This is a genomic window from Piscicoccus intestinalis NBRC 104926, assembly GCF_001515525.1.
GTDB classification, from domain to species: domain Bacteria; phylum Actinomycetota; class Actinomycetes; order Actinomycetales; family Dermatophilaceae; genus Kineosphaera; species Kineosphaera intestinalis.
This window is the reverse complement of record NZ_BCNQ01000065.1, coordinates 1-26,691: the sequence shown is the minus strand read 5'-3', so window position 1 is coordinate 26,691 and position 26,691 is coordinate 1. Positions and strand designations below refer to the sequence as shown.

27 protein-coding genes are annotated in these 26,691 nt (G+C 72.0%); 13 read left to right on the top strand and 14 right to left on the bottom strand.

Features of this window, described 5'->3' with window-relative positions; genetic code table 11:
- From PINTE_RS23240 to PINTE_RS11690, 3 genes are all read left to right on the top strand, one after another.
- Positions 1–222 (top strand): hypothetical protein (locus tag PINTE_RS23240; RefSeq protein ID WP_217996573.1); only part of this gene is annotated, 222 nt, incomplete at its 5' end.
- 159 nt (positions 223–381) lie between these two features.
- Positions 382–966: a phosphotransferase gene (locus PINTE_RS23915; protein ID WP_157087208.1), complete on the top strand. Its 585-nt coding sequence runs from the start codon at positions 382–384 to the stop codon at positions 964–966.
- 9 nt (positions 967–975) lie between these two features.
- Positions 976–1,824, top strand: a complete 849-nt coding sequence (locus tag PINTE_RS11690; RefSeq protein WP_068430558.1) for a maleylpyruvate isomerase N-terminal domain-containing protein — start codon at positions 976–978, stop codon at positions 1,822–1,824.
- 40 nt (positions 1,825–1,864) lie between these two features.
- On the opposite strand, the gene PINTE_RS11685 is transcribed toward PINTE_RS11690, so the two are convergent.
- From PINTE_RS11685 to PINTE_RS11670, 4 genes are all read right to left on the bottom strand, one after another.
- Positions 1,865–2,095 (bottom strand): hypothetical protein, encoded by a 231-nt coding sequence (locus PINTE_RS11685; protein ID WP_068430555.1) that lies wholly within the window; start codon positions 2,093–2,095, stop codon positions 1,865–1,867.
- A 77-nt stretch (positions 2,096–2,172) separates the two neighbouring features.
- The gene (locus tag PINTE_RS11680) at positions 2,173–3,102 is read right to left on the bottom strand and encodes a tetratricopeptide repeat protein (RefSeq protein WP_068430553.1); all 930 of its coding nucleotides are present in this window, start codon (positions 3,100–3,102) and stop codon (positions 2,173–2,175) included.
- A gap of 105 nt (positions 3,103–3,207) precedes the next feature.
- Positions 3,208–5,031: a coenzyme B12-dependent isobutyryl-CoA mutase large subunit gene (icmA, locus tag PINTE_RS11675; RefSeq protein WP_084343506.1), complete on the bottom strand. Its 1,824-nt coding sequence runs from the start codon at positions 5,029–5,031 to the stop codon at positions 3,208–3,210.
- Positions 5,032–5,114: 83 nt separating this feature from the next.
- Complete coding sequence (locus PINTE_RS11670) at positions 5,115–6,197, bottom strand: DUF2705 family protein (RefSeq protein ID WP_068430550.1); 1,083 nt, start codon at positions 6,195–6,197, stop codon at positions 5,115–5,117.
- Positions 6,198–6,270: 73 nt separating this feature from the next.
- On the opposite strand from PINTE_RS11670, the gene PINTE_RS11665 reads away from it, so the two are divergent.
- Positions 6,271–6,834, top strand: a complete 564-nt coding sequence (locus PINTE_RS11665) for a TetR/AcrR family transcriptional regulator (protein WP_068430547.1) — start codon at positions 6,271–6,273, stop codon at positions 6,832–6,834.
- 63 nt (positions 6,835–6,897) lie between these two features.
- Here PINTE_RS11665 and PINTE_RS11660 read toward each other — a convergent pair whose 3' ends face one another.
- Entirely contained in the window at positions 6,898–8,679 is a 1,782-nt protein-coding gene (locus PINTE_RS11660; RefSeq protein ID WP_157087207.1) for an HNH endonuclease signature motif containing protein, read from the bottom strand.
- A 266-nt stretch (positions 8,680–8,945) separates the two neighbouring features.
- On the opposite strand from PINTE_RS11660, the gene PINTE_RS11655 reads away from it, so the two are divergent.
- Entirely contained in the window at positions 8,946–9,488 is a 543-nt protein-coding gene (locus tag PINTE_RS11655; protein ID WP_068430540.1) for a hypothetical protein, read from the top strand.
- Between the two features lie 29 nt (positions 9,489–9,517).
- Here the strand turns inward: PINTE_RS11655 and PINTE_RS11650 are convergent, their stop codons facing one another.
- A complete protein-coding gene (locus PINTE_RS11650; protein WP_157087206.1) occupies positions 9,518–10,027 on the bottom strand; it encodes a MarR family winged helix-turn-helix transcriptional regulator in 510 nt (169 codons plus the stop codon).
- Between the two features lie 163 nt (positions 10,028–10,190).
- Here PINTE_RS11650 and PINTE_RS11645 point away from each other — a divergent pair, with 163 nt between their 5' ends.
- On the top strand, positions 10,191–10,598 hold the full coding sequence (locus PINTE_RS11645) for a hypothetical protein (RefSeq protein WP_068430534.1): 408 nt from the start codon (positions 10,191–10,193) through the stop codon (positions 10,596–10,598).
- Here the strand turns inward: PINTE_RS11645 and PINTE_RS11640 are convergent.
- On the bottom strand, positions 10,589–10,900 hold the full coding sequence (locus PINTE_RS11640) for a thiamine-binding protein (protein ID WP_068430532.1): 312 nt from the start codon (positions 10,898–10,900) through the stop codon (positions 10,589–10,591). The genes PINTE_RS11645 and PINTE_RS11640 overlap by 10 nt on opposite strands.
- A gap of 77 nt (positions 10,901–10,977) precedes the next feature.
- Complete coding sequence (gene meaB / locus PINTE_RS11635) at positions 10,978–11,940, bottom strand: methylmalonyl Co-A mutase-associated GTPase MeaB (protein ID WP_068430529.1); 963 nt, start codon at positions 11,938–11,940, stop codon at positions 10,978–10,980.
- Between the two features lie 228 nt (positions 11,941–12,168).
- Here meaB and mce point away from each other — a divergent pair, with 228 nt between their 5' ends.
- Positions 12,169–12,603, top strand: coding sequence for a methylmalonyl-CoA epimerase (gene mce / locus PINTE_RS11630; RefSeq protein WP_068430527.1), 435 nt, complete (start codon positions 12,169–12,171; stop codon positions 12,601–12,603).
- Positions 12,604–12,838: 235 nt separating this feature from the next.
- Positions 12,839–14,179 carry a crotonyl-CoA carboxylase/reductase gene (gene ccrA / locus PINTE_RS11625; protein ID WP_068430524.1) on the top strand — a complete coding sequence of 447 codons (1,341 nt, stop codon included), beginning with the start codon at positions 12,839–12,841 and terminating at the stop codon, positions 14,177–14,179.
- A gap of 89 nt (positions 14,180–14,268) precedes the next feature.
- Here ccrA and PINTE_RS11620 read toward each other — a convergent pair whose 3' ends face one another.
- The gene (locus tag PINTE_RS11620) at positions 14,269–14,568 is read right to left on the bottom strand and encodes an Rv1322 family protein (protein WP_068430520.1); all 300 of its coding nucleotides are present in this window, start codon (positions 14,566–14,568) and stop codon (positions 14,269–14,271) included.
- Positions 14,569–14,849: 281 nt separating this feature from the next.
- On the opposite strand from PINTE_RS11620, the gene PINTE_RS11615 reads away from it, so the two are divergent.
- Positions 14,850–17,054: a hypothetical protein gene (locus tag PINTE_RS11615; protein ID WP_068430517.1), complete on the top strand. Its 2,205-nt coding sequence runs from the start codon at positions 14,850–14,852 to the stop codon at positions 17,052–17,054.
- Positions 17,055–17,125: 71 nt separating this feature from the next.
- Here the strand turns inward: PINTE_RS11615 and PINTE_RS11610 are convergent, their stop codons facing one another.
- Positions 17,126–18,907, bottom strand: coding sequence for a 3-hydroxyacyl-CoA dehydrogenase family protein (locus tag PINTE_RS11610; RefSeq protein ID WP_068430515.1), 1,782 nt, complete (start codon positions 18,905–18,907; stop codon positions 17,126–17,128).
- 44 nt (positions 18,908–18,951) lie between these two features.
- On the opposite strand from PINTE_RS11610, the gene nucS reads away from it, so the two are divergent.
- Both nucS and PINTE_RS11600 read left to right on the top strand, forming a co-directional pair.
- Entirely contained in the window at positions 18,952–19,683 is a 732-nt protein-coding gene (nucS, locus tag PINTE_RS11605) for an endonuclease NucS (protein WP_068430512.1), read from the top strand.
- Between the two features lie 470 nt (positions 19,684–20,153).
- Positions 20,154–21,695: a gamma-glutamyltransferase gene (locus PINTE_RS11600; RefSeq protein ID WP_068430509.1), complete on the top strand. Its 1,542-nt coding sequence runs from the start codon at positions 20,154–20,156 to the stop codon at positions 21,693–21,695.
- A gap of 54 nt (positions 21,696–21,749) precedes the next feature.
- Here the strand turns inward: PINTE_RS11600 and PINTE_RS11595 are convergent, their stop codons facing one another.
- The gene (locus tag PINTE_RS11595) at positions 21,750–22,124 is read right to left on the bottom strand and encodes a hypothetical protein (protein WP_068430506.1); all 375 of its coding nucleotides are present in this window, start codon (positions 22,122–22,124) and stop codon (positions 21,750–21,752) included.
- Positions 22,121–24,226, bottom strand: a complete 2,106-nt coding sequence (locus PINTE_RS11590; protein ID WP_084343505.1) for an ethylmalonyl-CoA mutase — start codon at positions 24,224–24,226, stop codon at positions 22,121–22,123. Before PINTE_RS11590 ends, PINTE_RS11595 begins: the two co-directional genes overlap by 4 nt.
- A gap of 180 nt (positions 24,227–24,406) precedes the next feature.
- Between PINTE_RS11590 and PINTE_RS11585 the strand changes: the two genes are divergently transcribed.
- Complete coding sequence (locus PINTE_RS11585; RefSeq protein WP_068430503.1) at positions 24,407–25,090, top strand: cob(I)yrinic acid a,c-diamide adenosyltransferase; 684 nt, start codon at positions 24,407–24,409, stop codon at positions 25,088–25,090.
- Positions 25,091–25,096: 6 nt separating this feature from the next.
- Here the strand turns inward: PINTE_RS11585 and PINTE_RS11580 are convergent, their stop codons facing one another.
- Together PINTE_RS11580 and PINTE_RS11575 are read right to left on the bottom strand one after the other, a co-directional pair.
- A complete protein-coding gene (locus tag PINTE_RS11580; protein ID WP_068430500.1) occupies positions 25,097–25,564 on the bottom strand; it encodes a DUF2550 family protein in 468 nt (155 codons plus the stop codon).
- Between the two features lie 30 nt (positions 25,565–25,594).
- Positions 25,595–25,852 (bottom strand): F0F1 ATP synthase subunit epsilon, encoded by a 258-nt coding sequence (locus PINTE_RS11575; protein WP_068430497.1) that lies wholly within the window; start codon positions 25,850–25,852, stop codon positions 25,595–25,597.
- A 188-nt stretch (positions 25,853–26,040) separates the two neighbouring features.
- On the opposite strand from PINTE_RS11575, the gene PINTE_RS11570 reads away from it, so the two are divergent.
- The coding region (locus PINTE_RS11570; RefSeq protein ID WP_157087205.1) for a polysaccharide pyruvyl transferase family protein at positions 26,041–26,691 on the top strand (651 nt) is incomplete at its 3' end.

Sequence of the window (26,691 nt, the reverse complement as noted above, 5' to 3'; positions counted from 1 at the left end):
GGACTGGCCGCCTTCGCCGCCGCGAGCCTGGCCGACGACCCCGCGAACACCTCCCGCATCGCGCTGCTCGCCTGGGTGCTCGTCGGCCTGGCGATGACCGGCCGGTACGCGACCCACGCCGCCGCACCCGGCTCCACCGCCGCCACCTGCCTCGACCGGCGAGCGCCCCGGGGGCGGCACCACGGGCGGCACGCCACCGCCCGCGTCGGGCTGCCGCACTGACCTGCGCTGACCAGCACTGACCCGCACAGCCCCGCACAGCCCCGCCCAGCCCCGCACAGCCCCGTACTGTCCCGGCGGGCCGTCGCCCCGCTCGGCCCCTGACCGGCCCCGACCGGCCCTCGCCGGGTGTGCCGCGACCGGGCCGCCTACCCTGGCGGCATGACCCCATCGGGCCGCCTCGTGCTCGTCACCGGCGAGCGGGACGCGACGCAGACCACCATCGCCCACGGACTCGCCCGCGCCCTGCCGCGGGCCGTGCACATCGACGGCGACGTGATCGCGGGCCTGGTCGTCTCCGGGGCGGCGCCGCCCGGGCCGCCGCTGTCACGCGACGGACTTGAACAGCTCTACCTGCGCTGGAGCGCCGCGATCGCCGTCGCCGAGACCTACCAGCAGGCCGGTTTCGACGCGATCATCAGCGACACCGTGCTCGGCGACCTGTTCGCCGACTTCGTCGACTTCGTCTCGCCCGCACCGCTGCACGTCGTCGTGCTCGGCGCGGCGGGCCCCGCGCTGGCCCGCACCCCGCGCGTCGGGCTGTGGCTGCGCACCGCCGGGGTGTCGCCCGAGGTCACCGTCACCGAGATCCTCGACCGCCTCGACGAGGCCCGCATCGACACGACCGAGCCGACCGAACCGACCGAACCGACCGAGCCGACCGAGGGGTCAGAGTCGACCGAGCCGAATGAGCCCCAGCAGCCCGACCATTCCGGCCGGCCCGGGCGGTCCACCGATCAGTCCTAGAGTGAACCGATGCTTGCCGACACGACCCGGTTGGACGACGCGACGTACCTGCGGCACCTGAACGCCGACTCGCACCGCCTCGTCGAGGTGCTCGCGCAGACCGACCCGCGCGCGGCTGTGCCGACCTGCCCCGGCTGGACCGCCGACGACCTGCTCGCCCACGTGCTCGACACCCAATCGCGCTGGCGGCAGGTGGTGGCCGACGCGGTGACGACCCCGCAGGGGGCGGACGCGATCGCGCCGACGCCGCGCCCCACCTCCCGAGACGACCTGCTCGACGCCGTCCGCACGGAGACCGACCGGCTGGCCCAGGCGCTCGCCGCCGCCCCCGCGCACGAGCCGCGCTGGGCGTGGTCGGCGCCGCGGACCGTCGGCTTCGTGACCCGGCGGTCGGCGCACGACGCCTGTCTGCACCGCCTCGACGCGGAACTGACCGCCGCCCCGGACGGCACCCTGCGTTCGCCGATCGACGACGCCCTGGCCGCCGACGGCGTCGATGAGGCGTTGCGGGTGCTGCGCGGGCGGCGGCCGACGTGGGCGACGCTGCGACCGGAGGCGGGCCGCACGGTGCGAGTGGTCGCGACCGACACCGGCTCCACGTGGCTGGTGACGCTGGCGCAGCTCCTCGGCACCGACGAGCGCGGCGAGCAGCGCGCCGACCCGGCGATCTACGTCGCGGGCGACGACCCGGTCGACGGCACGGTGCGCCCGGTGGGGATTCTCTCGGCGACCGCCGAGGATCTCTACTGCCGGCTGTGGCACCGCCCGGTGATGAGCGAGCCGCACCGCGCCGGCGACCTGCCGCTCGTCGCCGAGATCGAGGGCGTGCTGGCGCTGCCGCTGCCTGCCCTCCGCTGAGCGCAGGCTTCACCCGCCGCCCGCTGCCGCGGGTGGGTCGTCACCGCCCCCGGTGGGCCTCCCCCGCGATCCCGAAGTTGTCGTCGCAGGCGTCGGCGACGCTGCCCGCGACCTCGTCGGGCAGGTCGGCGAGGCGCGACGGCATCGACAGGCCGAACGGCTCGGTGTGCCGCGGGTGCGTGCGGCGCTCGGCGGCGACGGCACCGTCGGCCGGAAGCAGGTACGCGGAGGCATCGACCCCCGCGGGCCGGGCTGGCGCGTTGAACATCATGCGGCGACGGTACGGAGCTACCCGGGGGTAGGCAACGGCAGCGGTCGGGACACCCCGACGCCCAGGGGCGCCCGGGGTCAGAACAGGGCGCTCATGAGGGCCCGGCGCGCCTTGACGACCCGCTCGTCCTTGGGCCCGACGATCTCGAAGAGCTCCAACAAGTGTGTGCGAACCGCGTTGCGCTCGTCGTCGGCGGTGCGCCGCACGAGGTCGACGAGCCGGGAGAACGCGTCCTCGACGTGCCCGCCGACGAGATCGAAGTCGGCCGCCAGCAGCTGGGCGTCGACGTCGCTCGGGTTCGCGGCGGCGGCCTCGCGAGCCTGCCCCATGTCGGCGGCCGAGACGCGCTTGAGCAGCTTGACCTGCGCGAGCCCGGCCTTGGCCTCCTCATCGGCGGGGCTCTCCTTGAGCACCTGCTCGTAGGCGCCGATCGCGGTGTCGTAGTCGCCGGCCTCGACCGCGTCGAAGGCGGCCTCGAAGCGCGGGTCGACCGGCGGCTCGGCCGGCTCCTGCTCGGACCCGCCGGCGCCGGGGATACGGCCGGTCACGCCGTTCTGCGAGGCGACCTTGAGCAGCTCGGCGACGACCGGCGCGAGCTGGTCGGCAGGCTGCACGCCGGCGAACAGCGGCACCGGCTGGCCGCCGATGAGCCCGAGCGTCATCGGGATCTGCTGGGCCTGGAAGGCGGCGGCGACCTGCGGGTTGGCCTGCACGTCCACGGCGATGACCCGCAGCCGGCCGTCCTGCTGCGACGCGATCGTCACCGCGTTGGTGACGGCCTGTTCGGTCTCCGGGTGCCCGGCCGACCACAGCACGACGAGGGCGGCGACCTCGCGGGTGGACATGACGGCGTCCTGGAAGTTGGCCTCCGTGGCGTCCATACGCACGCCCGCAGCGCCGGCGCCCGCACCGCCGCCGGCCGGCGGGGCGCTCGGCGTCTGGCCGAGGCCGGAGAGGTCGACGGCGCCGCGCATCGCGGCACGAGGCATCATTGGCTGATCCGACATGGCACCTATTGTGTCCGACGCCGCCGACACGTCGAGGGCCAGCCCCGGCGGCTGCCGGGGCCGCCGACTCGTCTGAGAACCGTCTCGTCTCAGAACCGCCTCGTCTCAGAACCGGGCCGGCTCGCGGTAGGCGCCCCATTCGACGCGCAGGGCGTCGCAGATCTCGCCGAGGGTCGCCTCGGCCCGCACCGCCGCCAGCATCGCCGGGATCATGTTCTCCTCGGTGCGGCTCACGGCGACCATCTCCTCGACGGCCGCGCGGGCCGCCTCCGCGTCGCGCCCGGCCTTGCGCTCCGACAGCTCACGCACCTGCTCGCGCTCGACCTCGTGGCTGACGCGCAGGATGTCGAGTTCGCTGCTCACCGACTCGGTGAGGCAGTTGACGCCGACGACCTTCTTGTCGCCCTGCTCCAGCGCGAGCTGGTAGTGGAAGGCGGCGTCGGCGATCTCGGACATGAACCAGCCGTCCTCGATGCCTCGCAGGATGCCGGCGGTCATCGGCCACTGCCCGCCCTGCTGACCGACGTTCTCGCGGACGGTCTGCGCGAGGGCGCCGAGGTCGGCGGTGCTGTGGTCGCTGCCGCCCATCGCGAGGATGCGGTCGAAGATGCGGTTGGCCTCGGCCTCGATGCGGTCGGTGAGGGCCTCGACGTACCAGCTGCCGCCGAGCGGGTCGGCGACGTTGCACACGCCGGTCTCCTCCATGAGCACCTGCTGGGTGCGCAGCGCGACCTCGGCGGACTGCTCGGTGGGCAGCGCGAGGGTCTCGTCGAGGGCGTTGGTGTGCAGGGAGTTCGTGCCGCCGAGCACCGCGGCGAGCGCCTCGGTGGCGGTGCGCACGACGTTGTTCAACGGCTGCTGGGCGGTCAGGGAGACCCCGGCGGTCTGGGTGTGGAACCGCAGCCACTGCGCCTTCTCGCTCGTCGCGCCGTAGACGTCGCGCATCCACCGCGCCCAGATCCGCCGGGCCGCACGGAACTTCGCGATCTCCTCGAAGAAGTCGACGTGGGAGTCGAAGAAGAAGCTCAACCCGGGCGCGAGTGTGTTGACGTCGAGGCCACGGGAGAGGCCGAGCTCGACGTAGCCGAAACCGTCGGCGAGGGTGAAGGCGAGCTCCTGCGCGGCGGTCGAGCCCGCCTCCCGGATGTGATAGCCGGAGACCGAGAGCGGCTTGTACGCGGGGATGTTCGACGCGCAGTACTCCATGAGGTCACCGATGAGGCGCAGGTGCGGCTGCGGCTCGAACAGCCACTCCTTCTGCGCGATGTACTCCTTGAAGATGTCGGTCTGCAGGGTGCCGTTGAGCACGCCGGGGTCGACGCCCTGGCGCTCGGCGGCGACGAGGTACATGCAGAAGATCGGCACGGCGGGGCCGCTGATCGTCATCGAGGTGGTCACGTCGCCGAGCGGGATGTCGGAGAACAGGATGTCCATGTCGGAGACGGTGTCGACCGCCACCCCGCAGTGCCCCACCTCGCCCAGGCTCATCGGGTCGTCGGAGTCGCGGCCCATGAGCGTCGGCATGTCGAACGCGACGGACAGGCCGCCGCCGCCGCGGCCCAGGATCATCTTGTAGCGCTCGTTGGTCTGCCGGGCGTTGCCGAAGCCGGCGAACTGCCGGATCGTCCACGGGCGGCCGCGGTAGCCGGTGGCGTGCAGGCCGCGGGTGAACGGAAACTCCCCCGGCCAGCCGATGCGCTCCATGCGCTCGTCGGCGGCCTCCGCCGCCGCGCTCGGCCCGTAGACCGGCTCCACGTCCATGCCCGAAAGGGTCGTGAAGTCGGCGTCGCGCACCTGGCCCTTGGCCTGCGCCGCGTCGAACCGCTCCTGCCAGCGCGCACGCCCCGGCGAGGGGGTGCTCGAGGCGGCGTCGCCCGCCGGATTCGCCGTGCGACCGGCCTGCCCGTGCTGATCCTCGATGATCGTCATGCCCCCAATTTACTAGGACATCCTAGTAAATATGAAGTCGTCGGCGGCAACGAGCCGGGCCGGACCGTCGCGGGCGCCCGATCTCAGCAGGTCAGGTCCTTACGGCGGAAATTCCAGATCGCCAGCGCGAGGCCGCCGAGCACGTAGCAGGCGAAGACGAGCAGCCCGCGTTGCATGGCGTCGGTGAAGACGGGGTCGCGGAACAGGTCGGCGAAGGCGGTCCAGTGCGAGACGAGCAGGTAGGGGTGCAGCCAGGCGAGCTGGCCCAGGCCGGTGAGGATCTGCATGGTCATCGTCACGACGACGACCGCGATCATCGCCGCGATCGGCTGCTCGGTGAGCGTGGAGATCAACAGCCCGAGGGCCAGCACCGCGGCCAGCGCCGCCGTGGCGTAGCCGGCCGCGAGCGCGACGCGGCCCAGGCCCTCGGCGTAGCCGAGTTCGGTGCCGGACAGGGTCGGCACCGGACCGACTCCGAAGAGCAGGGCGCCGACGACCACCCCGACGACGGCGATGACGGCCACCCCGAGCAGCAGCCCCAGCAGCGCCGCGAGGTACTTGGTGAGCAGCAGTTTCGTGCGGCCGACGGGCACGGTGAGCACGTAGCGCAGGGTGCCGCCGCCGGCCTCGCCGGCGATCGCGTCGCCGGAGAGCGCGGCCACGGCCAGCGGCAGGAACAGCGGCATCTGCACGGTGAGCGCGGTGAGCGCGACGAACATGCCGTTGGACGTGATCTGGGTGAAGAACGCGGGGCCGTGGAGCTGGCCTGCGACGTCTCCGCCTCCGCAGAGCCAGATGTCATCGCCTTCCTCTTCCTTGAGGCGGGATACCTCAGCAGGAAGATCGCCCGCGAGCACTTCCACGGTCGGATCCTCAGGGAGGTCGCGACGGGTCACCACCAGTTGGCGCAGATGTGGGTAGGCACTGGTGAGTCCCGCCTCCAGGGCGGGCGCGTGGGTACTGCGCCCCAGGACCACCGTGTCGAAGCGGCGAGGCGCCCCGGTCACTCCCAGGGGATCACGAAGGTGCTGGGGGCATGTCTCGGGGTAGCGGGAGAACAGTTCGTCAAGCGTCTCGCGGTTGACTGGGAAGGCGGAGGTGTCACCGGTGGAGTCGGCGATGTAGCCGTCGACGCTGGTGGCGATGTAGTAGACGATCTTCCTCATGAGAGCTCCAATCACAACGGCTGTTGTAGGTACCCAACCACAACACCCGTGCTGATTGCCATAAGTTTGTGTCGTGGTCGCCAATCCCGAACGACGCGCGAAACTTGCCCAGGCAGCCCTCAAAATCCTGGGCGACGAGGGGGCGCGTGCCCTGACCCACCGCGCCGTGGACGCCAGAGCCCAACTCCCCCCGGGTACCTGTGCGAACTACTTCCCTTCCCGGGCTGAGCTCCTGCTCGCCATGGCACAGAAGGTGTTCGACCTGCTCGCGCCGGATCAGACCAGGATCGAGCAACTCGCTGAACTGCCGATCGACGAGGCGCCGGCCGCCTATGTTAGCTACGTCACTGAGCGCCTCCTCCAACATCGGTACGTGGCCGCGGCTTTGATCGAGTTGCGCCTAGAGGCCGCCCGGTCGGACGACGTTCGCGCGGCACTGGCACCCGTGCTGCGAGAGGGCTTCGAGGCGGACGTAGCTTTCCATCAGCGCCGCGGCCTCTCCGGCGGGCGCGACGAGGTGCTGTGGCTTCACCATCTGGTGAACGGCGCGGTGCTCGATGCCATTACCATTCCCATGGCCCCTGAGACACCGGTCAGCGACGTCGTGGCTCGGGGGGCTCAGAAACTCACAGTTTGATCAGTACGTCGGGTTGATCAGCATGTCGGGGCCGAATCACTCAACGTCCCCGGGCTTGAACTCCTAGAACGGTGGGTGTTCGGCGCGGAGGGCTTCGAGGGTGGCGCGGGTGTGGGCGTGGGCGGTTTCTTCGTCGGCGAGGAGGGCGCGGATGCCGTCGAGTTCGCGTTGGTGGGCGAGGGCGTCGGTGTCGAGGGCTTCGAGGTCGGCGCGGTCGATGAGCACGCGGTCGCGTGTCCGCCGTCGCCGGGTCTGGCGCTGCGGGTCGCCGGCGTCGCCTTGACCGTTCGCGTCGCCTAGACCGTGACCGCTTGCGCCGCCCGTGCCGTTCGCGTGGCCTGTGTCGTTCGCCTTACCCGCGTCATCCGCGGGGCTCGCGTGCTCACCGGGCTCACCGGGCTCACCGGGCTCGCTGACTTCGTTGGGCTCGACGGCGTCCTCGGTCTTGTCGGGTTGGTCGGGGTCGAGGCCGAGTTCGCGGTAGTCCATCGGGAAGGTCGAGTAGATCTTGCCGTCGGGTAGGTGCCATTCGATGACGCCGTCGGGGGTGATGTGGGCGGCCCAGTGGCGGCGGGTTTTCTTGGTGTGGTGGGGTTCGCATTCGTCGGCGAGGGTGTCGGCGCGGGTGGTGCCGCCGTCGCGGACTTCGATGACGTGGTCGAGTTGGCAGCGGGCGGCGGGGATGTGGCAGCCGGGCGCGCGGCAGATCCCGTCGCGGTCGCGGACGGCGCGGGCCATCCGCGGTGGGGGCTTGTAGGAGGGGCTGACGTCGGCCATGGCGTAGCCGGTGAGGGGTTCGGCCACGAGCCGTCGCCACGTCGACCCGGCCGCGAATGCGACGTCGCGGACGGTGTCGGCGGCGACGGGGTGGCCCTCGACGAGGCCGGGTTCGTCGTTCAGGCCCTGGAGTGAGGCGGCGGAGACGACGACGGTGACGACCGCTGCAGGCCAGCCGCCGACCCCGGGGTGGTCGACGCTGGTGGGGGCGTCCGGGCTCGGTTGTCCGTACAGCAGCAGGTCCACCGCGACGTCGGAGCGCAGTTGGGTCAGCGTGCGCCCGTCGCCCTGGGCGCGGAGGGTGCGGGCGATGGCGTCGACGCGCCGGTAGGCGCCCAGGCAGCGGGCGTCGGCGCCGGTGACGCCGATGGAGGCGATGCCGTCGTCGCCGGGGCTGACCCAGGCGGCGCGGTCGGCGATCGCGCGGGCCCGGCGGCGTGGGGTGCTGACGTGGCGGACCATCTCGCGGCGCTTCTTGGGGCAGAACACGCCCTGCCCGACCGGCGCCCCGGTCGCGGCGGATTTCGCGGCCGCATACGCCAGGACGGCGTCGCACACCTTCTGCCCGGCGTCCGGGTCGACCTCGGGGGTGTCGATGTCGTGGACCAGCGCGGCGCCCTGGGCGAAGGTGATCGCCCCCGCGTCCACCGCCTCCCGTACGGGCGCGGCGATGGAGTCGGGGGCCACCCCTACTGCGATCCGCCCGGCCCAGAGCCCGACCGGTCCGCCCAGGGTCGCGATGGCGGTGTCTTGCACGCAGGCGCTGGCCTCGGCCAGCAGGTCGGCGGCGCTCTTGCGGTGCCGGGGCGCGAGCCGCCCGCGGGCGATCAGGTCGTTCTGACGCGCCAGGTCCTGGGCCGCCTGGGCTCGGGCCAACGCACCGGCGACCTGGGCGGCCTTCACGTGGATCGCCTCCCCCGACCGCGCCAACTCACGCAACTCCTCCCACAGAACACACGTCGACTCATCGGCGAATTCGCCGGACCGAGGAATCGCCCCAGAGATCGGCTCAGAAATGGTCTCAGGGTTCGCCGAATCCGCTGGATCGGAGGGCGTTTCGATCGACATGACGGCCCCCTTTCATAATCGCTGCGAGACTCGATCAGGTGTTCCACTCTAGTCGATTTTCCAGAGTCAATCTAGATAAGATTTTGAATCTGTGGATAACCGAAAACTCATCCACAGGAGTTATCCACGACACGCCCGACGAATTTTCTTCGGTCCCACCGAAGACTGCATTTCCCCAGGATTCTCGGAATGCGGACCGAATAATGACCGCGATTCGAGCGAGAGCAAGGAAGCACCGCGCCCGCTCGGTCGGCTTTACTGTCCAGGTGCCGCACTCATCGACCGCCGCCCCGCGAGCCCGAAGCACCGCACCGGCGATCGCCGCCTACGCCGCCGCCGCCGGATTCGCGCTGGGACTGTCCCGATTCGTGCTGGGCCCGCAGACGGGCGCGGGGTCGGCGCTCGCCGACGGCACCCCGCTCGGGGCGCTCCTGGCCGCGATCCCCCACGTGCTGTTGCTGTGCTGGGTGCTGCCGGCCTGGCCGGCGACCATCCTTGCGCGCCTCGGCGGCCTGTGGTGGCTGGTTCTCGACCTGTGCAGCAGTCTGCTCGCCGGCTCCGGCGCCCAGCCGACGATGTTCCTCGGTGTGCGGTTCATCGGCCATCTCGGCGCGGCGGCCTGGCTCATCGGCGGATCGTGGCCGCGGGGCGGGGCGTTGCGCTGGGTCGGGCTCGTCACCGGGCTGTGGTTGGCCGGTTACACCTTCGTGAGCCCGTGGGTTCCGCCGGTCGCGCTGGCTCCGACGGCACCGCTGCTCATCGCGTGGTGCCTGCTCGTGGGACGCGACCTGTCGACGCACCGAGGCTGACGCGACGCGTTCAGCCGGCGAGGTCGCGTTCAGTCGGCGAGGTCGCCGTGGCCGCGGCGCACCTTCTCCAGGAGCCGGAACAGCTCGACGCGCTCGTCGTCGGTGAGGGCGTCGAGGCCGAAGCCGCGGTCGACGAGTTCGCGCATGCCGCGGTCGGCGAGGTCGCGTCCGGCGGGGGTGATGACGGCCAGGGTGCCGCGGCCGTCGTCGGGGTTGGGCACGCGTTGCACGAGGCCCTGGGCCTCGAGGCGCTGGACGATGTGGGTCGCGCTCGTCGCGTGGATCATGAGCCGTTCGCCGACGACCCGCATCGGTAGCCGGCCCTCGCGGCTGAACGTCAGCAGCACGAGGGCCTCGAACCGGGCGAACGTCAGGCCGAGGTCGGCCAGCGCCGCGTCGAACTGCGCGAGCAGCAGCTGCTGCACGCGCATGACCGAGGTGGCCGAGGCCATCGCCTGCGGGGCCGACCGCCGGCCCCAGCGTCGCTCCCACAGGTCGGCCGCGCGCCGGATCGGGTCGAAGGACATCGGAGCAACCACGCAGCTCAGCGTAGGGGTATCGACGCCCCGCCCAGCGCCGACGACCCGCACGCCGGGCCCGACGACGAGCCCGGACCGGCTGCGGCACCACGATCGGACGCGCGCGACCCGACCGCGTACCTTGGAGCCGAACGGGCCCGAGCCCGCGCCATGAGGGGGAACGGTGGGACGGTTACGAACCGCGGTCACACAGCTGCAATTCCGGCTCATCGACTCGCCGCTGCGACCGATCTTCGGCCGCAACACGGTGATCCTGCACTACTGGGCGCCACGCGCCGGCCGCCAGGTCAGCGTGCCGCTGCACGCCGTCACCCATCCCGAGGGCTGGGTGGTCGCGGTGATGTACAGCGACAGCAAGAGGTGGTGGCGGGCCTTCCGCACGCCGGTGCGGGCCAGCCTCGACGTGCGCGGCACCCGGACTCCGGTCGTCGGCGTCGTCACCACCGGTCAGGCCCGCGAGCACGCCCACCGCGCGTACGTCGCACAGGTGCCCTGGAGCCGGTTCATCACCGACGACACGCCGCTGCTCGTGTTCTCACGCACCCAGGACGAGGAGCCGGGTCAGCCCTGACGCCGCGCCAGTTCGGTCTCGATGCGCTCGACCTTGCCGGCGAGCTCACCGGTGTGGCCGGGGCGGATGTCGGCCTTGAGCACGAGCGAGACCCGCGGCGAATGCGCCTGCAGCGCCTCGCAGCAGCGCTTGATGACGGCCATGCACTCGTCCCACTCCCCCTCGAGAGTGGTGAACATGGCGTCGGTGGAGTTCGGCAGACCGCTGGCGCGCACGATCTCGATGGCATCGGCGACCGCCTCGTGCACGGAGCCGGTGTCGTCGGCGGCCACCGACGGGGCGACGGAGAAGGCGACGAGCATGCGCCCAGCCTAGAAGCGGCCGGCCCACGCCCGCCGCGCAGACCGGGCACCCGAACAGCAGAGCAAGGGAAAGCGCGTCAGGCGATGTCGCCGAGCACCTTGTCGGCGGCGGTGTAGGGGTCGGACTCGCCGGCGACGACGCGGGCGGCGAGTTCGTCGATGCCGTGCGAGCCGCGCAGGTCGCCCATCCGCGCCCGCAGCTGGGCGAGCACGATGGCCTCGATCTCGTCGGCGGCGCGCTTGTTGCGGCGGCGCTGCAGTTCGCCGTGGGCCTCCATCCACGCGACGTGCTTGTCGATGCCCTCGACAACCTCGTCGACGCCGGTGTCGGCCGAGGCCACGGTCTTGATGACCGGCGGACGCCATAGGCCGGGCTCGGTGCGGTCTCCGAGGCTGATCATGTGCCGGATGTCGCGCACGGTCGCGTCGGCGCCGTCGCGGTCGGCCTTGTTGACGACGAAGACGTCGCCGATCTCGAGGATTCCCGCCTTGGCGGCCTGGATGCCGTCGCCCATGCCCGGAGCCAGCAGCACGATCGTCGTGTCGGCCAGCCCGACGATCTCGACCTCGCTCTGCCCGACGCCGACCGTCTCGACGAGGATGACGTCGCACCCGGCGGCGTCGAGCACCCGGATGGCCTGCGGCGTCGACCACGACAGTCCGCCGAGGTGACCGCGGCTGGCCATCGAGCGGATGTAGACCTCGGGGTCGAGCGCGTGGTCCTGCATGCGCACGCGGTCGCCGAGCAGCGCGCCGCCGGAGAACGGCGACGACGGGTCGACCGCCAACACACCGACCCGCTTGCCCTGCGCGCGGAAGGCCCGCACCAGCGCGTTCGTCGACGTCGACTTGCCGACCCCGGGGCTGCCGGTGATGCCGAGCACGTGCGCTCGGCCCGCGTGCGGAGCCAGGGCGACCATGATCTCGCGCAGCTTCGGGCTCGCGTCCTCCACGAGGGAGACGAGCCGGGCCACCGCCCGCGGCGACCCGCCTCGGGCCGCCTCGACGAGGGTGGGTACGTCGACATCACGTCGTGCCATGGTCAACCTTTCGGGAGTCGAACCGAGCGGCGCGTCGGCCGGGGCGACGCGGCGGGGCAGGCGCGACGACGCTGCGATCGAACTGCGCGGTCATCGATGCACCCCTTCGTTCCTCGCAGCCGAGGCTACCGCGATGCCCCGCTGCGGCGTGGCCCGTGCGCGGCGATGCGCCGAAGAGACGACGCAAGTCCCGACCGCACCCGCCGCAGTGCCCCTAGGGTGGGTCACATGAGCGAGAATTCCGGCCTGTTCACCCACATCGACCACGTCGGCATCGCGGTTCGCGACCTCGACGAGGCCATTGCGTTCTACGAGGAGAAGTACGGGATGCGCATGGCGCATCGCGAAGAGAACGAGGAGCAGGGCGTCGCCGAGGCGATGATGGAGGTCGGCGACTCGACCTCCTGCATCCAGCTGCTGGCGCCGCTGAACGAGAAGAGCACGATCGCGAAGTTCCTCGACAAGTCCGGCCCCGGCATCCAGCAGATGGCCTACCGCGTCAAGGACATCGACGACGTGTGCGCCAAGCTCAAGGAGCGTGGCCTGCGGCTGCTGTACCCCGAGCCGAAGATCGGCACGGCCGGCAGCCGGATCAACTTCGTTCACCCCAAGGACGCCGGTGGCGTGCTCGTCGAGCTCGTCGAGCCCGGCACCTCCCACTGACGCGCCGACCCAACCGGCTCCGGCCCGGGCCCCGTGGGGGCTCGGGCCGGATGTCGTTGCGCCGGACGTTGTACCCGACGTTGTCCCCGGATGCCGGGAACCGGCGGCCAGGCCACGCGCCGCTCGATATCCTCGGCGCCAAGCGCCATGTGGTCCGGACAGCCGGAGCGTGGGGCGCGGCAAGGTTCCAACAGCCGATCAGCGCACCGCTGATCGCCATGGCGAGGAGGCCAGCGTGCAGGAGATCCGCGACGCAATCATGTCCGGGGAACGAACGGCCGAGGCGTTCGGCAGTCTTCAGCTACCGGAGACCTTCCGCGCGATCACGGTGCACAAGGACGAGGTCGACATGTTCGCCGACCGCGCCAGCCGCGACAAGAACCCGCAGGAGAGCCTGCACCTGGACGACGTGCCGATCCCCGAGCTCGGCCCGGGCGAGGCGCTCGTCGCCGTCATGGCCAGCGCGGTCAACTACAACACGGTGTGGACCTCGATCTTCGAGCCCGTGCCGACCTTCGGCTTCCTCGAGCGCTACGCCAAGCTGTCGCCGTGGGCCAAGCGGCACGACCTGCCGTATCACATCGTCGGTTCGGACCTGTCCGGCGTCGTGCTGCGCACCGGCCCCGGCGTGCACCTGTGGCAGCCCGGTCAGGAGTGCGTCGCGCACTGCCTGTCGGTCGAGCTCGAGCACCACGACGGCCACTCCGACACGATGCTCGACCCCGAGCAACGCATCTGGGGCTTCGAGACGAACTTCGGCGGCCTCGCCGAGCTGGCGATCGTCAAGGCCAACCAGCTCATGCCCAAGCCCGCGCACCTGACGTGGGAGGAGGCGGCCTGCCCCGGTCTCGTCAACTCCACCGCCTACCGGCAGCTGATCTCCAAGAACGGCGCGGGCATGAAGCTCGGTGACCGCGTGCTCATCTGGGGCGCCTCCGGCGGCCTCGGCTCGTACGCCACCCAGATGTGCCTGGCCGGCGGCGGCACCCCGATCTGCGTCGTCTCCAGCCCGGAGAAGGCCGAGATCTGCCGCAAGATGGGCGCCGAGCTCGTGCTCGACCGGCGCGAGGGCGGCTACCACTTCTGGAACGAGGAGAACACCAAGCAGAACCCCAAGGAGTGGAGGCGGTTCGGCGCCGACATCCGCAAGCTCACCGGCGGCTCCGACATCGACATCGTGTTCGAGCACCCCGGCCGGGAGACGTTCGGCGCGTCGGTCTTCGTCACCCGCAAGGGCGGCATCATCACCACCTGCGCCTCGACGTCGGGCTACATGCACGAGTACGACAACCGCTACCTGTGGATGAACCTCAAGCGGATCATCAGCTCGCACTTCGCCAACTACCGCGAGGCGTGGGAGGCCAACAGCCTCATCAAGCGCGGGCTCATCCACCCGACGCTGAGCAAGGCCTACCCGCTGGAGGAGACCGGTCAGGCCGCCCTCGACGTGCACAAGAACGCCCACCAGGGCAAGGTCGGCGTGCTGTGCCTCGCACCCGAGGAGGGGCTGGGCGTCACCAACCCCGAGATGCGCGAGGAGTTGCTGCCGTCCATCAACCGGTTCCGCAACATCTGAGGTTCACCGCCAGGAGCCGGGCCGCCCGCGAGCACGGGCGGCCCGCCTCAGCGCAATGCCGAGCAGGCTCAGGGCAACGCCCCACCGGTTCAGCGAAACGCCCCGCCGGGGCGGCGTCGATTGCGAGCCTGCCAACACGTGGTGTGCCAATGCCGCCGATCCGCCACCGATCCGAGGCCGTCGGTGGGCCACGCGACGATGTGCGGGCGGGTGCCGTCGAAGACCTGCTGGCAGCCGGGGCACAGGTAGCTGCGCGGAGCCACCGACCCCTTGACGCGCCGCACCGCCCACTCGCCGTCAGGGTGGCTCTCGGTGCGCGTCATGCCACCCAGCGCGCGGTCGATGCTGAGCGAGGTCGCCTCACGCCGGCGCCGGTTGGATCGCGGCATGGCGGTATTCTTCCAGGTTGGAAGGCAATGGTCTCGCCGCGGCCCCGGTCCGCGGGCAGCGGACGCATCCGATCGCCGCGCCACGCGCCCGCACGCGGGTGCGCAATCGGGGCGGCGGCCCTTGGCCCCCGCCCCGTGGCCTGTCGGTTCGACCGGCCGCCGACCAGCGGTCAGACTATGCCGAGACGCGCGCGACACCGACCCGAGACCGATCCCAGGAGCACGACGTGACCAACCCGCCTCCCCCGCTGAGTCGGAGGCGCTTCCTTCACGGGTCGGCGATGGCACTCGGCGCGGCCGGAGCGGGAGCGGCCCTGGCGGCGTGTTCGAACGACGCCGAGCCCGAGCAGGTCGTGACGGCCACCGGCAGCCCGGCTCCGACGCCCGCGGCGACGACGTCCACGCAGGCCACGGTCCGCGACTCGTGGGCTCCGCGGCCGCAGCGGCTGACGGGGCTGGCCTGCGTGGCGCGCCAGGTCAACGACCGCCTCGTGCTGCACACCGAGGGTGGCGACGTGACGTTCTGGGCCGGCGTCACCCTCGATGCCAACACCCCCGGCCACATCGCCGGAGCCCGGTCGGCCACCCGCGCGGACTACCGCCGCTGGCTGCCGATGATGGCCCAGCTCAACATCCGCGTCGTGCGCCTGCCCGGGCTGCACGCGGCCGTGTTCTACGAGGAGCTGCTGCGCTACAACGAGGCGCACCCGACGAAGCCGATCTACCTCATCCAGGGCGTGGAGATCATCGGCACCGACGCGTTGTCGACCGCCGGGCTGTACGCCGAGTCGGTGACCCGCACCGCCCGCACCGAACTGCTCGCCGCGTCCGCCGCCGTGCACGGCGACCTCTCGCGACGCGCCGGGAGCGCCGCCGTCACCGGCTCCTGGACCGCCGACGTCTCCGCGTGGACCATCGCCTTCGTCGTCGGCAACCGCTGGCTGCCCGCCCAGCTGCAGAGCACCGACGCCGCCAACGCGAAGGCCCCCGCGGTCCGCGGGCGGTTCGTGACCTCCTCGACCGACGCGACGCCCTCGGAGCGGTGGTGCGCGGCCCGCCTCGAGGAGCTCGCCGCCGATCTCGCCGAGCGCGGCATGAGCGTGCCGCTCGCGCTCGCCGCCGGCCCCGAGGTCGATCCGCTCGAGCACCCGCAGGAGCCGGACCGGCAGGCCGATCTCGTCGCGCTCGACGCGCGGCACGTCGTGACCACCGCGGCCTGGCCGGGCGGGCGGTTCGCCGCCTACGAGGTGCAGCCGTTCGCGCACCTCTTCCTCTTCCACGAGCCGGGGCTCCAGGGCGACGACCCGTACCGCGCCTACCTCGAGCAGCTCAAGAACACCTTCGACGGGCTGCCGCTGTTCATCACGTCGTTCGGCGTCGCGAGCGCCCTCGGCTCGGGCGGGAACGGCGTCAACGGCCGCAACCAGGGCCACCACAGCGAGCCCGAGATGATGCGCATCAACTCGGAGATGTTGTCGATGTACGCCTCGCTCGGACTCACCGGCGCCACGCTCGCCGGCTGGCACGACAACTGGGCGGCGTCGACGTGGAACACCGCCGAGCGGTACGCGCTGGTGTCCTCGGCCCGCCGCCCGCTCTTCCACGATCCGCTCACGGCGGACCAGTGGTCCGGACTCATCGCCCACGACCCGGTGCGGATGGGCGAGCGCGTCGTGCACGACGCCCCGCAGGACTTCCTGTCGCGCGTGACCTTCGACAACGACGCCACGTGGGCCTACCTCACCCTGTACTTCCAGGGCCGGGTGACCTCGCCCGTCGAGATCGGCTTCGACCTGCTCGCCGGCGCCGGACTGCGCTTTCCCGGAGGCAGCGGCGAACCCGACTTCGACGTCGCGATCCGCATGGTGCCGACGATGAGCACCACCGTCGTGTTCATCCGCTCCGGTCTCGACCCGATCCGGCTCGACGGGCTGCCCCGCGGCTGGTGGCCCTCGCCGGCGCGCGGCGGCTGGAACACCGAACAGCTCGTGCTCAACCGCAGCTACCTCCTGCCGGGCACGACGACCCCGGTGTCACCGAGCTTCCTCGACATCGGCACCCTGCAGCTCGGCTCGTGGTGGGACGACCAGGCCGACGACTACAACACCCTGGCCACCTGGCACCTCGCGCGCGCCTCGTCGGACGACCCGGCGATCCTGCGGTTCCGGGTGCCGTGGTCGATGCTCGCGATGGCCGACCCCTCCGAGCGTCAGATCCTCGTGCCGACGACCTTCCGGCCGTCGCTGACGCCGATGCGGGCGACGAACGTGACCATCGAATCGAGCACCCCGGGCAGCCCGATCACGTTCACGCTGTCCTGGCCCACGTGGCAGCGGGTCGCGTTCACCGAGCGCGTGAAGTCGGGCGCCGACACGATCGCCGGGACCATGCGCGATCTCACGCCGCAGCTGCCGCCGACCACCCCCTCGCCCGGCACGGGCGGCACGGGCGGCACAGCCTCGACGGGAGCGACCGGCTCCTCGTAGGCCGGCACGGGCCGAGGCGGGCTGGGGGCGGGCCGAGCCGACCGCGCCCGCGTCGTGCGTGGCCGGGCCGGTTACGCGTCCTGGTAGGTGTGGAAGCCGCGCCCGCTCTTGCGCCCGACGTACCCGGCGCGCACGAGGTGCTCCAGGAGCGGGGCAGGGCTCAGGCTCCGCTCGCGGAACTCCAGGTAGAGCTGCCGCTGCACCCCCAACGCCACGTCGAGCCCCACCGAGTCGAGCACCTCGAACGGCCCCTGCGGCAGCCCGCAGCCGAACTTCATCGCGGCGTCGATGTCGGTGGCGGTGGCGTAGTTGGTCTCCAGCATCTTGACCGCGTCGTTGAGGTAGGGAAACAGCAGGGTGTTGACGACGAAGCCGGAGCGGTCGGCGGTGCGCACCGCCCGCTTGCCGATGCGCTCGCACAGCTCGACCGCCGTCGCCGTCGTGCGCGGGGCGGTGGAGACGGTCGACACGACCTCCACGAGGTCCACGTCCTGCGGCGGAGCGAAGAAGTGCATCCCGACGACGTCCTGCGGGCGCTTCGTGGCCGCCGCACACTGCACGACCGGCAGGGAGGCGGTGGTCGTCGCGAGCACCGTGCCGGGGCTGCACACCTCGTCGAGGTTCTCGAACATCGCCTGCTTGGCGACGAGGTCTTCGGCGATGGCCTCGATGACCACCTGGCAGTCGGCGAGGTGGTCGAGCCGAGCGCTCGTCGTGACCCGAGCGAGGATCTCGTCGCGGGCCGACGGCTCCAGCCGCCCCCGCTGCACCCCCTTGTGCAGGCCCTTGGCGAGGTCGTTCTCAGCGTCGGCCCGGCGCTGCTCGGTGCGCGCCACGAGGCGGACCCGCAACCCCGCCTCCGCGAGCACCTGCGCGATGCCGACCGCCATCTCCCCGGCTCCGACCACCCCGACCCGCTCGATGGACGCGCCGTCGGCGGTGTTCGACGCCGGCTCGGGCGTGTGGTCGTCGGGCACGACCTTGCCGGAGCCGGGCTTCTCGTAGGTGTAGAAGCCGCGACCGGTCTTGCGGCCGAGCATGCCCGCGGTGATCATCTGCTTGAGCAGCGGGCTCGGCGCATGCAGGCGGTCGCGGCCCTCCTTGTACATCGTGTCGAGCACCGCGTAGGAGGTGTCCAGGCCGATGAGGTCGAGCAGCGCCAGCGGGCCCATCGGGTAGCCGCAGCCCGCGGTCATCGCCGCGTCGATGTCCTCGCGGCTGGCGTACTTGTTCTCGTACATCGAGACCGCGTGGTTGAGGTAACCGAGCAGCAGCGCGTTGGCGATGAAGCCGGCGCGGTCGCCGACGGCCACCGGTAGCTTGCCCAGGCGCCGGGCCAGCTCGGTGACGGCCTCCACGACGTCGTCGCGGGTGATGACCGTGCGGATGACCTCGACGAGCTTCTGCACGGTCGCCGGGTTGAAGAAGTGCATGCCGACGACGCGCGTCGGGTCGTGCGTCGACGTCGCGATGTCGGTCACCGACAGGCTCGAGGTGTTCGTCGCAAGGATCGCGTCGGGACGGGCGTAGGCGTCGAGCTGGGCGAAGATGTCGCGCTTGAGTTCGATGCGCTCGGGAACGGCCTCGACGACGAGGTCGACGTCACCGACCGCGGAGATCTCGGCGCTGAAGCTCACTCGCCCCAGCAGCGCGTCGCGCTCCTGGGCGCTCATCTTGCCGCGGTCGGCCGCCCGCTGGGTCGACGACTCGAGAAACCCGCGGCCGCGCTCGACCGCCTCCGGCGAGGCGTCGATGCCGACGACCGTCAACCCGTGCCGGGCGAACACCTCGACGATGCCGGCGCCCATGGTTCCCAGGCCGATGACGGCCACCCGTTCGATCTCGCGTGCCATGGGGCACGAGTCTGCCAGGATCGCCCGGCGTTTACTGTGAGCGGGTGCGTCTCGTCATCGCCACGTGCAGCGTCGACTATCTCGGCCGGCTCACCGCCCATCTGCCCCTGGCCACCCGCCTGTTGCTCGTCAAGGCCGACGGCTCGGTGTTGGTGCACAGCGACGGGGGCTCGTACAAGCCGCTGAACTGGATGTCTCCGCCGTGCCGCCTCACCGTCGAGGAGCCCAGCGAGGTCGAGGCCGCCGACGGCACGACCGCCGTGTGGGTCGTGCAGGCCGGCACAGGACGCGGCGCCAAGGCGAGTGCCAAGCAGACCGACCAGCTGCGCATCCGCATCCACGAGGTGTTGCACGACACGAGCCACGACCTCGGCGTCGACCCGGGCCTGGTCAAGGACGGCGTCGAGGCGCACCTGCAGGCGCTGCTCGCCGAGCACATCACGACGCTGGGAGCCGGGTACAGCCTCGTGCGCCGCGAGTACATGACGGCGATCGGCCCCGTCGACATCCTGTGCCGCGACGCCGACGGCGTGCACGTGGCGGTGGAGATCAAGCGGCGCGGCGAGATCGACGGCGTCGAGCAGCTCACGCGCTATCTCGAGCTGCTCAACCGCGACCCGCACCTGACGACCGGCGGACCGGTGCGCGGCGTCTTCGCCGCGCAGGAGATCAAGCCGCAGGCGCGCACCCTGGCCGCCGACCGCGGCATCCGCTGCCTCACGCTGGACTACGACGCCCTCCGCGGCGCCGACGACCCCCTCCAGCGCCTCTTCTGACGCCCCCAGAACGGCCCCTGACGCCCCCAAACGCTCCCCAACGTCCCGAGGGCGGCACCCCTGGCCCGGACACGCCGACCGCCTCCGAGAACGCCGCTCAACGCCCCCGGAACGCCCCCAACCCCCCGGAACGCCCCCAACGTCCCCGGAACGCCCCCCCCCCCCCAGACCCGAGCTCCCCTGACCCGCAACCCCCTCGCTGAGAACTGCGTGTCACGGTCGCAACTGCGGCACGGACAGCAGTTCTCACCACGACCCGCAGTCTTGAGCGAGGAGGACGGGGACGTGGCGAGGGGGACGGGGACGTGGCGAGGGGCACGGGGACGTGGCAAGGGGCACGGGGACGTGGGAAGGGGGCAGGAGAAGTGGGCGCGGGTGGGGCGGCGCGGACGGGCTCGGCTCTGGAAGACTTCTCGCGCCGGGCCGCCGCGCGCCCCGGCTCCGTCTGTCGATTCCCCCAGGAGGCCGTCGTGTCCACCCCTCGCGTCGCCGTCGCCGCCCCCGATGCCTACGGCGTCGAGGCGGCCTTGCAGGTCGCGGGTGCGGGCGGCAACGCGGTCGACGCGGCGATCGCCGCCATCATCACGTGCACCGTCACCCAGCCGGGGGTCGTCAGCCCGATGAGCGGTGCGTTCATCAACGTGTGGGGTCGCGACGACGACCCGCTGGTCATCGACGGCAACGTCGAGATGCCCGGCCGCGGGCGGCCGCCGGAGGCCTTCGGGCGGGGCGTGGAGCCGATCCACATCGACTTCTACGGCGGCCTCACCGTGCACGCCGGGCACGGCTCCGTCGCCACCCCGGGCATGTTCGCCGCCGCGCACGAAGCCAACGAGCGCTTCGGCCGGGCGCCGTGGCGCGAGCTCGTCGCCCCGGCCGCGCACGTCGCGCGCGACGGCTACCGGCTCGGATCGGCCGCCGCCGACTACCTCGTCGGGGCCGTCGCGCTCTTCGCCCGCGACCCCCAGTCACGCGAGTTCCTCTACCAGGGAGGCGGTCTGCCTGCCTCCGGCCAGATCATGCGCTCTCCCGACCTCGCCGACTCCATGGAGGCGATCGGCCGCGACGTCGGCGTGCTCTACGGCGGCGAGCTCGGCGAGGCAATCGCGGCCGACATGACGGCGCACGACGGTCTGCTCAGCCGCGAGGACCTCGCCGCGTACCGCACGACGACCCGCCCGGCGCTGCGCAGCCGGCTCGGCGGCTGGGACATCGGGGTCAATCCCGCCCCGTCGATCGGCGGCCCGGTGCTGACGACGATGCTGCGGCTGCTCTCCGAACGGCGCGTGCGGCACGGCGTCACGCACGCCGGCGACGTCATCGACATCGAGCGGCTCGTGCTCGGTTACCGCCACCGGGCGATCGACCGCGCCGACGACCTCGAGGTCGCCGGGCGCGAACTCATCGAGCTGCTCGAGCGACTCGGCCCCGCCGGCCTGGAGGCGGTGTGTGCCTCGCCGGAGACGATCCACGTCTCGGTCGTCGACGCCGACGGGCTGGCCTGCGCGATCACGACCTCCGCCGGGTACGGCTCCGGCATCACCACGCCGCAGACCGGTCTCGTGCTCAACAACGCCCTCGGGGAACCCGAGCTGAACCGCCGTGGCCTGCACGCTCTGGCCCCCGGCACCCGGCTCGCGAGCAACATGGCCCCGACGACCGGGCGCCGTTCCGACGGCTCGGTGCTCGCCGTCGGCAGCCCCGGCGCCGACCGGATCACGACCGCGCTGTTCCAGGTGCTCGGCGGCGTCTGCCTCGACCGGCACCCGCTGCAACGCGCGATCGACCAGCCCCGGGTGCACGTCTCGGTGCTCGACGACGGCAGCGAGCGGCTGGAGTTCGAGGACGAGCAGCCGCTGGCCGACGCCGTCGCCGCGACCGGGCTGCCGCACGTGCAGTACCCGGGCGTCGCGATGTACTTCGGCGGGGTCGGCGCGGCGATGCTCGACGCCAACGACGGGCTCGAGGCCGCCGGCGACCCGCGCCGCGAGGCGGCGACCGGGGTCGGCTGACGTCGGTCGGCCGCTGACGTCAGCCGGGCTGGACGTCGGTCGGTCGGCTCGACGTCAGCCAGGCTGGCCGTCGGTGAGCGGCGCGATGCTCGTGCCATCGCCGTCGATGCGCACCCGCACCCACGGGAACGCCGAGCGGGTCGGCACCTCGGCCGCGGGCAGCACGACGACGCTCTCGCCGCGGTGCAGGTCGGCGAGTTCGTGCAGCGCCGGCAGCACCTCGTCGTCCAGCGAATCCTCTACCCGCACGGCGCATCCCAGGGACTCGGCGAGCCGCTCGGCGGCCAGGGCCCGGGTCGGCGCCGCGTAGACGAGCGCGATCCGCACCTCGTCATCGGCGACGGGCAGCCGCTCATCGGCCTCGTCGTCGGCGCCGGCGGTCCGTGGGCTGCGCACGTAGAACGTCACCGGGCACTGCAGATCGCTCACGCGGGCTGCAGCTCTCGCAACGGCGCCAGGCCGTTCGCGCGGCGGACGACGTCGACGATCATGCCCATCGCGTCGGTGAGGTCGTGGTCCTTCGGCGTGAACACCGCGGCGACCCCCAGTTCGCGCAGGCGCGCCGCGTCGGCCGAGGGGATGATGCCGCCGACGATCACCGGCACGTCACCGGCTCCGGCCTCACGCAGTCCGTCGAGGATGTCCGGCACGAGCTCCATGTGGGAGCCGGAGAGCACCGAGATGCCGACGCAGTGCACGTCCTCGGCGACGGCCGCCGCCACGATCTCCCGCGGCGTGAGCCGGATGCCCTGGTAGACGACCTCGAAGCCGACGTCGCGGGCGCGCACGGCGACCTGCTCGGCGCCGTTGCTGTGCCCGTCGAGGCCCGGCTTGCCGACGAGCAGCCGCAGCCGCCCGCCGAGCGCCTCGCCCGTCTCCGCGACGGCCTGACGCACCTCGCGGGTGCGGCGCACGGAGTCGGACTCCTGCTCGCCGGAGTCGGGCCGCGCACCGTCGGCGCTGCTTACGGCGCCGGAGACGCCGGTGGGGGCGCGGTACTCGCCGAACACCTCGCGCAGCGCGCCGGCCCATTCGCCGGTCGTCACGCCGGCGCGGGCGCAGCGCAGCGTGGCCTCCATGAGGTTGACGGAGTCGTCGGCGGCGTCGGCGCTGAGCTGGGCGAGGGCGTCGGCGACCTCCTGTTTGGCGGCCGGGTCGGCGTCGCGCCGCTCGCGCCAGGCCTGCACGGCCGCCTTGGCAGCGGCCTCGACGCCGGGGTCGACGCGGTGGATCGCGGTGTCGAGGTCTTCGATCAGCGGGCTGGGCTCGGTGCTCGTGAACTTGTTGACGCCGACGACGATCTCCTCGCCGGACTCGATGCGGCGACGCCGCCGGGCGTGGCTCGCGACGAGCTCGCCCTTGAGGAAGCCCGACTCGACGGCGACGACGGCCCCGCCGAGGTCTTCGATCTTGGCCATGAGTTCTTTAGCGCCGGAAACGATCTCGTCGACTTTCTGGCCCACGACGACGGAGCCGGTGAACAGGTCGTCGTACTCCAGCAGGTCGGACTCGTAGGCGAGCACCTGCTGCATGCGCAGGCTCCACTGCTGGTCCCAGGGGCGCGGCAGGCCGAGCGCCTCGTTCCACGCGGGCAGCTGCACGGCGCGGGCGCGGGCGTCCTTGCTGAGGGTGACGCCGAGCATCTCGAGCACGATGCGCTGGATGTTGTTCTCCGGCTGGGCCTCGGTCAGGCCGAGGGAGTTGACCTGCACGCCGTAGCGGAAGCGGCGGTGCTTGGGGTCCTGCACGCCGTAGCGCTCGCGGGTGATCTCGTCCCACAGCTGCACGAACGCGCGCATCTTGCACATCTCCTCGACGAAGCGCACGCCGGCGTTGACGAAGAAGCTGATGCGGGCGACCATGTCGCCGAACTTCTCCTGCGGCACCTCGCCGCGCTCGCGCACGGTGTCGAGCACCTGGATGGCCGTGGCCATCGCGAAGGCGACCTCCTGGGTGGGCGTGGCGCCCGCCTCCTGCAGGTGGTAGCTGCAGATGTTGACGGGGTTCCACTTCGGCATCGCGGTGAGCGTGTACGCGATGGTGTCGGCGGTCAGCCGCAGGCTCGGCGCGGGCGGGAACACGTGGGTGCCGCGCGAGAGGTACTCCTTGATGATGTCGTTCTGGGTCGTGCCGGCCAGCGCGCGCACGGCGTCGTCCTGACCCTTCGCGTCGGTGCTCAGCCCCTCGACGTCGCCGGCGGCGGCCTGCTCGCGGGCCACGGTCTCGTAGAGCGCGAGCAGCCACATCGCGGGCGCGTTGATCGTCATCGACGTGTTCATCTGGGCCAGCGGGATGCCCTCGAAGAGGGCTCGCATGTCGCCGATGTGGCTGATCGGCACGCCCACCTTGCCGACCTCGCCCTTGGCGAGCTCGTCGTCGGGGTCGTATCCGGTCTGCGTCGGCAGGTCGAAGGCCACCGACAGGCCGGTCTGACCTTTGGCCAGGTTTCGCCGGTACAACTCGTTGCTCGCCGCGGCACTGGAGTGCCCGGCGTACGTTCGCATGACCCACGGCTTCGTGCGCTCACCCATGGAATGCACGGTATCCCGCGCACTGCTCGCCCGCGTCCCCTTCGCGACAACCCCACACCCGCGCACACACCTGGCCGAAGGCTGCCCTTTCGGTCGAGGGCTCGTGCCGGAACCCTAGCCCTCGACCGATAGGGCAGCCTTCGGCCGAGTGGGGGGCGGTGGCCTGGCACGATCGGGGGCATGGTCAATCTCACGCGGATCTACACACGCACCGGAGACGGCGGGCAGACGCACCTGGGCGATTTCTCCCGTACCCACAAGACCGACCCGCGCCTGGCCGCCTACGCCGACGCCAACGAGGCCAACGCGGCTCTCGGCATCGCGATCGCCTGCGGAAGCCTGCCGCCCGACGTCGTGGCGACGCTGACGCGGGTGCAGAACGACCTCTTCGACGTCGGCGCCGACCTGTGCAACCCGCTCGCGCCGAGCTACGAGTACCCGCCGCTGCGCGTGCAGCAGCGCTGGATCGACGAACTCGAGGCCGACTGCGACACCTACAACGAGCGGCTGGAGAAGCTGCGCTCGTTCATCCTCCCCGGAGGCAGCCCGGGCTCGGCCTACCTGCACCTCGCCACGACGATCACCCGCCGTGCCGAGCGCTCCACCTGGGGCGCGATCGAGACGTACGGCACCGAGCCCGCGGAGAAGGGCGCGACCCCGCCGGGGGGCGTCAACCCGCTCACCGCGACGTATCTCAACCGGCTCTCGGACCTGCTGTTCATCCTCGCCCGCGTCGCCAACCTCGACGCCGGCGGCGACGTGCTCTGGCAGCCCGGCGGGGGCCGCGAGCCGCAGGCTGCCGCGTCCGGCGGCGAGGCCTCGGGCGACGACACCGCCGGCGGCGACACGTCGAAGGACGCGTAGGGAGTTTCAGACCTCGAAGCGGCGGTCGGTGGGCGGCGCGGCCTCGAGCCATGCGCGCAGCGCGGTGTAGGCACCCGAGGAGAGCACGAGCTGGAAGCGCGAGGCGCGCCGGCCGCCGTCGGTGCTGAACGAGACCTGCACGGGGGCGACCATGCCGACGACCGCGCTACGGGCGTCGGCGGACTCGGCAGTTCCGGAGCCCTCGACCTCGATGTCGGCGCGCTCCCAGACGTGCCGCGGACGCGGGGTGACGCCGAACAGCGGATACCACTGCAGGTGCTCGGCGGTCATCTTCAACAGCCCGCTTCGCCAGCGGGTGTCGCGCGCGCGCAGCGCGCACAGCGTGACGACGCCCGTCCCCGCGATGAGGCGCCGTCGGATGAGGGTGATGACGAGGAAGGCCGCGAGCAGCAGGATGAGCGTGCCGAGGACGATCTCGCTCGTGAGGAGCACCTCGTCGACGGCGTCTCCCATGCTCGTTGCCCCGGCCGCGAACGTGCTGACTCAGGCCTGCTGGGCGTTCTCGACGACGATCGTCACGCGGTCTTCGTCGACCGACAGGAATCCGCCGTCGACGGTGACCGTCTTCTCGCCCGAGCCGCTCTCGATGCGCACGTCGCCCGCAGCGAGCGCCGTCAGCATCGGCACGTGCCCCGGCAACACCCCGAGGTCACCTTCGACGCCTCGTGCGCTGACCTGACTCGCTTCGCCCTCCCACAGCTTGCCGTTGGCGGCGACGAGTTCGACTTGCAGTTCGGCCACGGGGTCCTCCGTCGGTGGGCGGTGCGCGGAATGTGGGTCGAGTCTAGCGAACCGGACCGTCCCGCCCTGCCCCGCTCGTCAGGCTGCCTGTGTGTCCGCCGTCTCTACGCGAGTCCGCTTGGCGCACAGTGCTCTTCCCCACACCATGGAGGAGTCGGAGCCGTCGTCGACCCCCGGAGGGTGCCGCCGTGAGCAGTGTCAGCGAGTTGTTGGGCGAGCTGCGGAGCGGCCCCGGCCGCCGGTACTACCGCCCCAGCCCCGGCAATGCGGGCGACGCGCTCATCGCGGCGGGCTTCTATCACCTCGCCGAGCGCCTCGACGTGCCGTTCACCGAGCTTCCCGGGGGCGCTCTCGATGCTGTGGGGCCGACCGCCGACGACGTGCTCATCCTCGCCGGAGGCGGCTGGCTCACCTCGCACTGGGACTTCGGCGCCCCCGCCCTGACGGCCCTGACGCGACTCGACGCGTCGCTCGTGCTGCTGCCGCAGTCGCTGTCGGGCAACGCCGACGCGCTGCGCCGGCTGCGGCCCCGCGACGTGCTCTTCGTGCGCGAGCGCTACAGCCTCGCCTACGCCCGCTCCCTGGACCTGCGCTGCCGCGTGCTCCTCGACCACGACCTGGCGCTGCACGTCGATCCGCGTCCGCTGCTCGCCGCGCCGGGGTCGCGCGCGACCCGCCTCCGGCCGATCGGGCTCCCCTCGACCGGGCTTCCCTCGACCGGGCTCAGCTCGATCCGGCCCGGGCGTCTCCCCCGCCGCCGCGAGCTCGAGCGCTCGGTGGCGCTGGGCTACCACCGGCTCGCGGCCCGACGCGGCGGCACGCTGCGGGCCTGGCGGGTC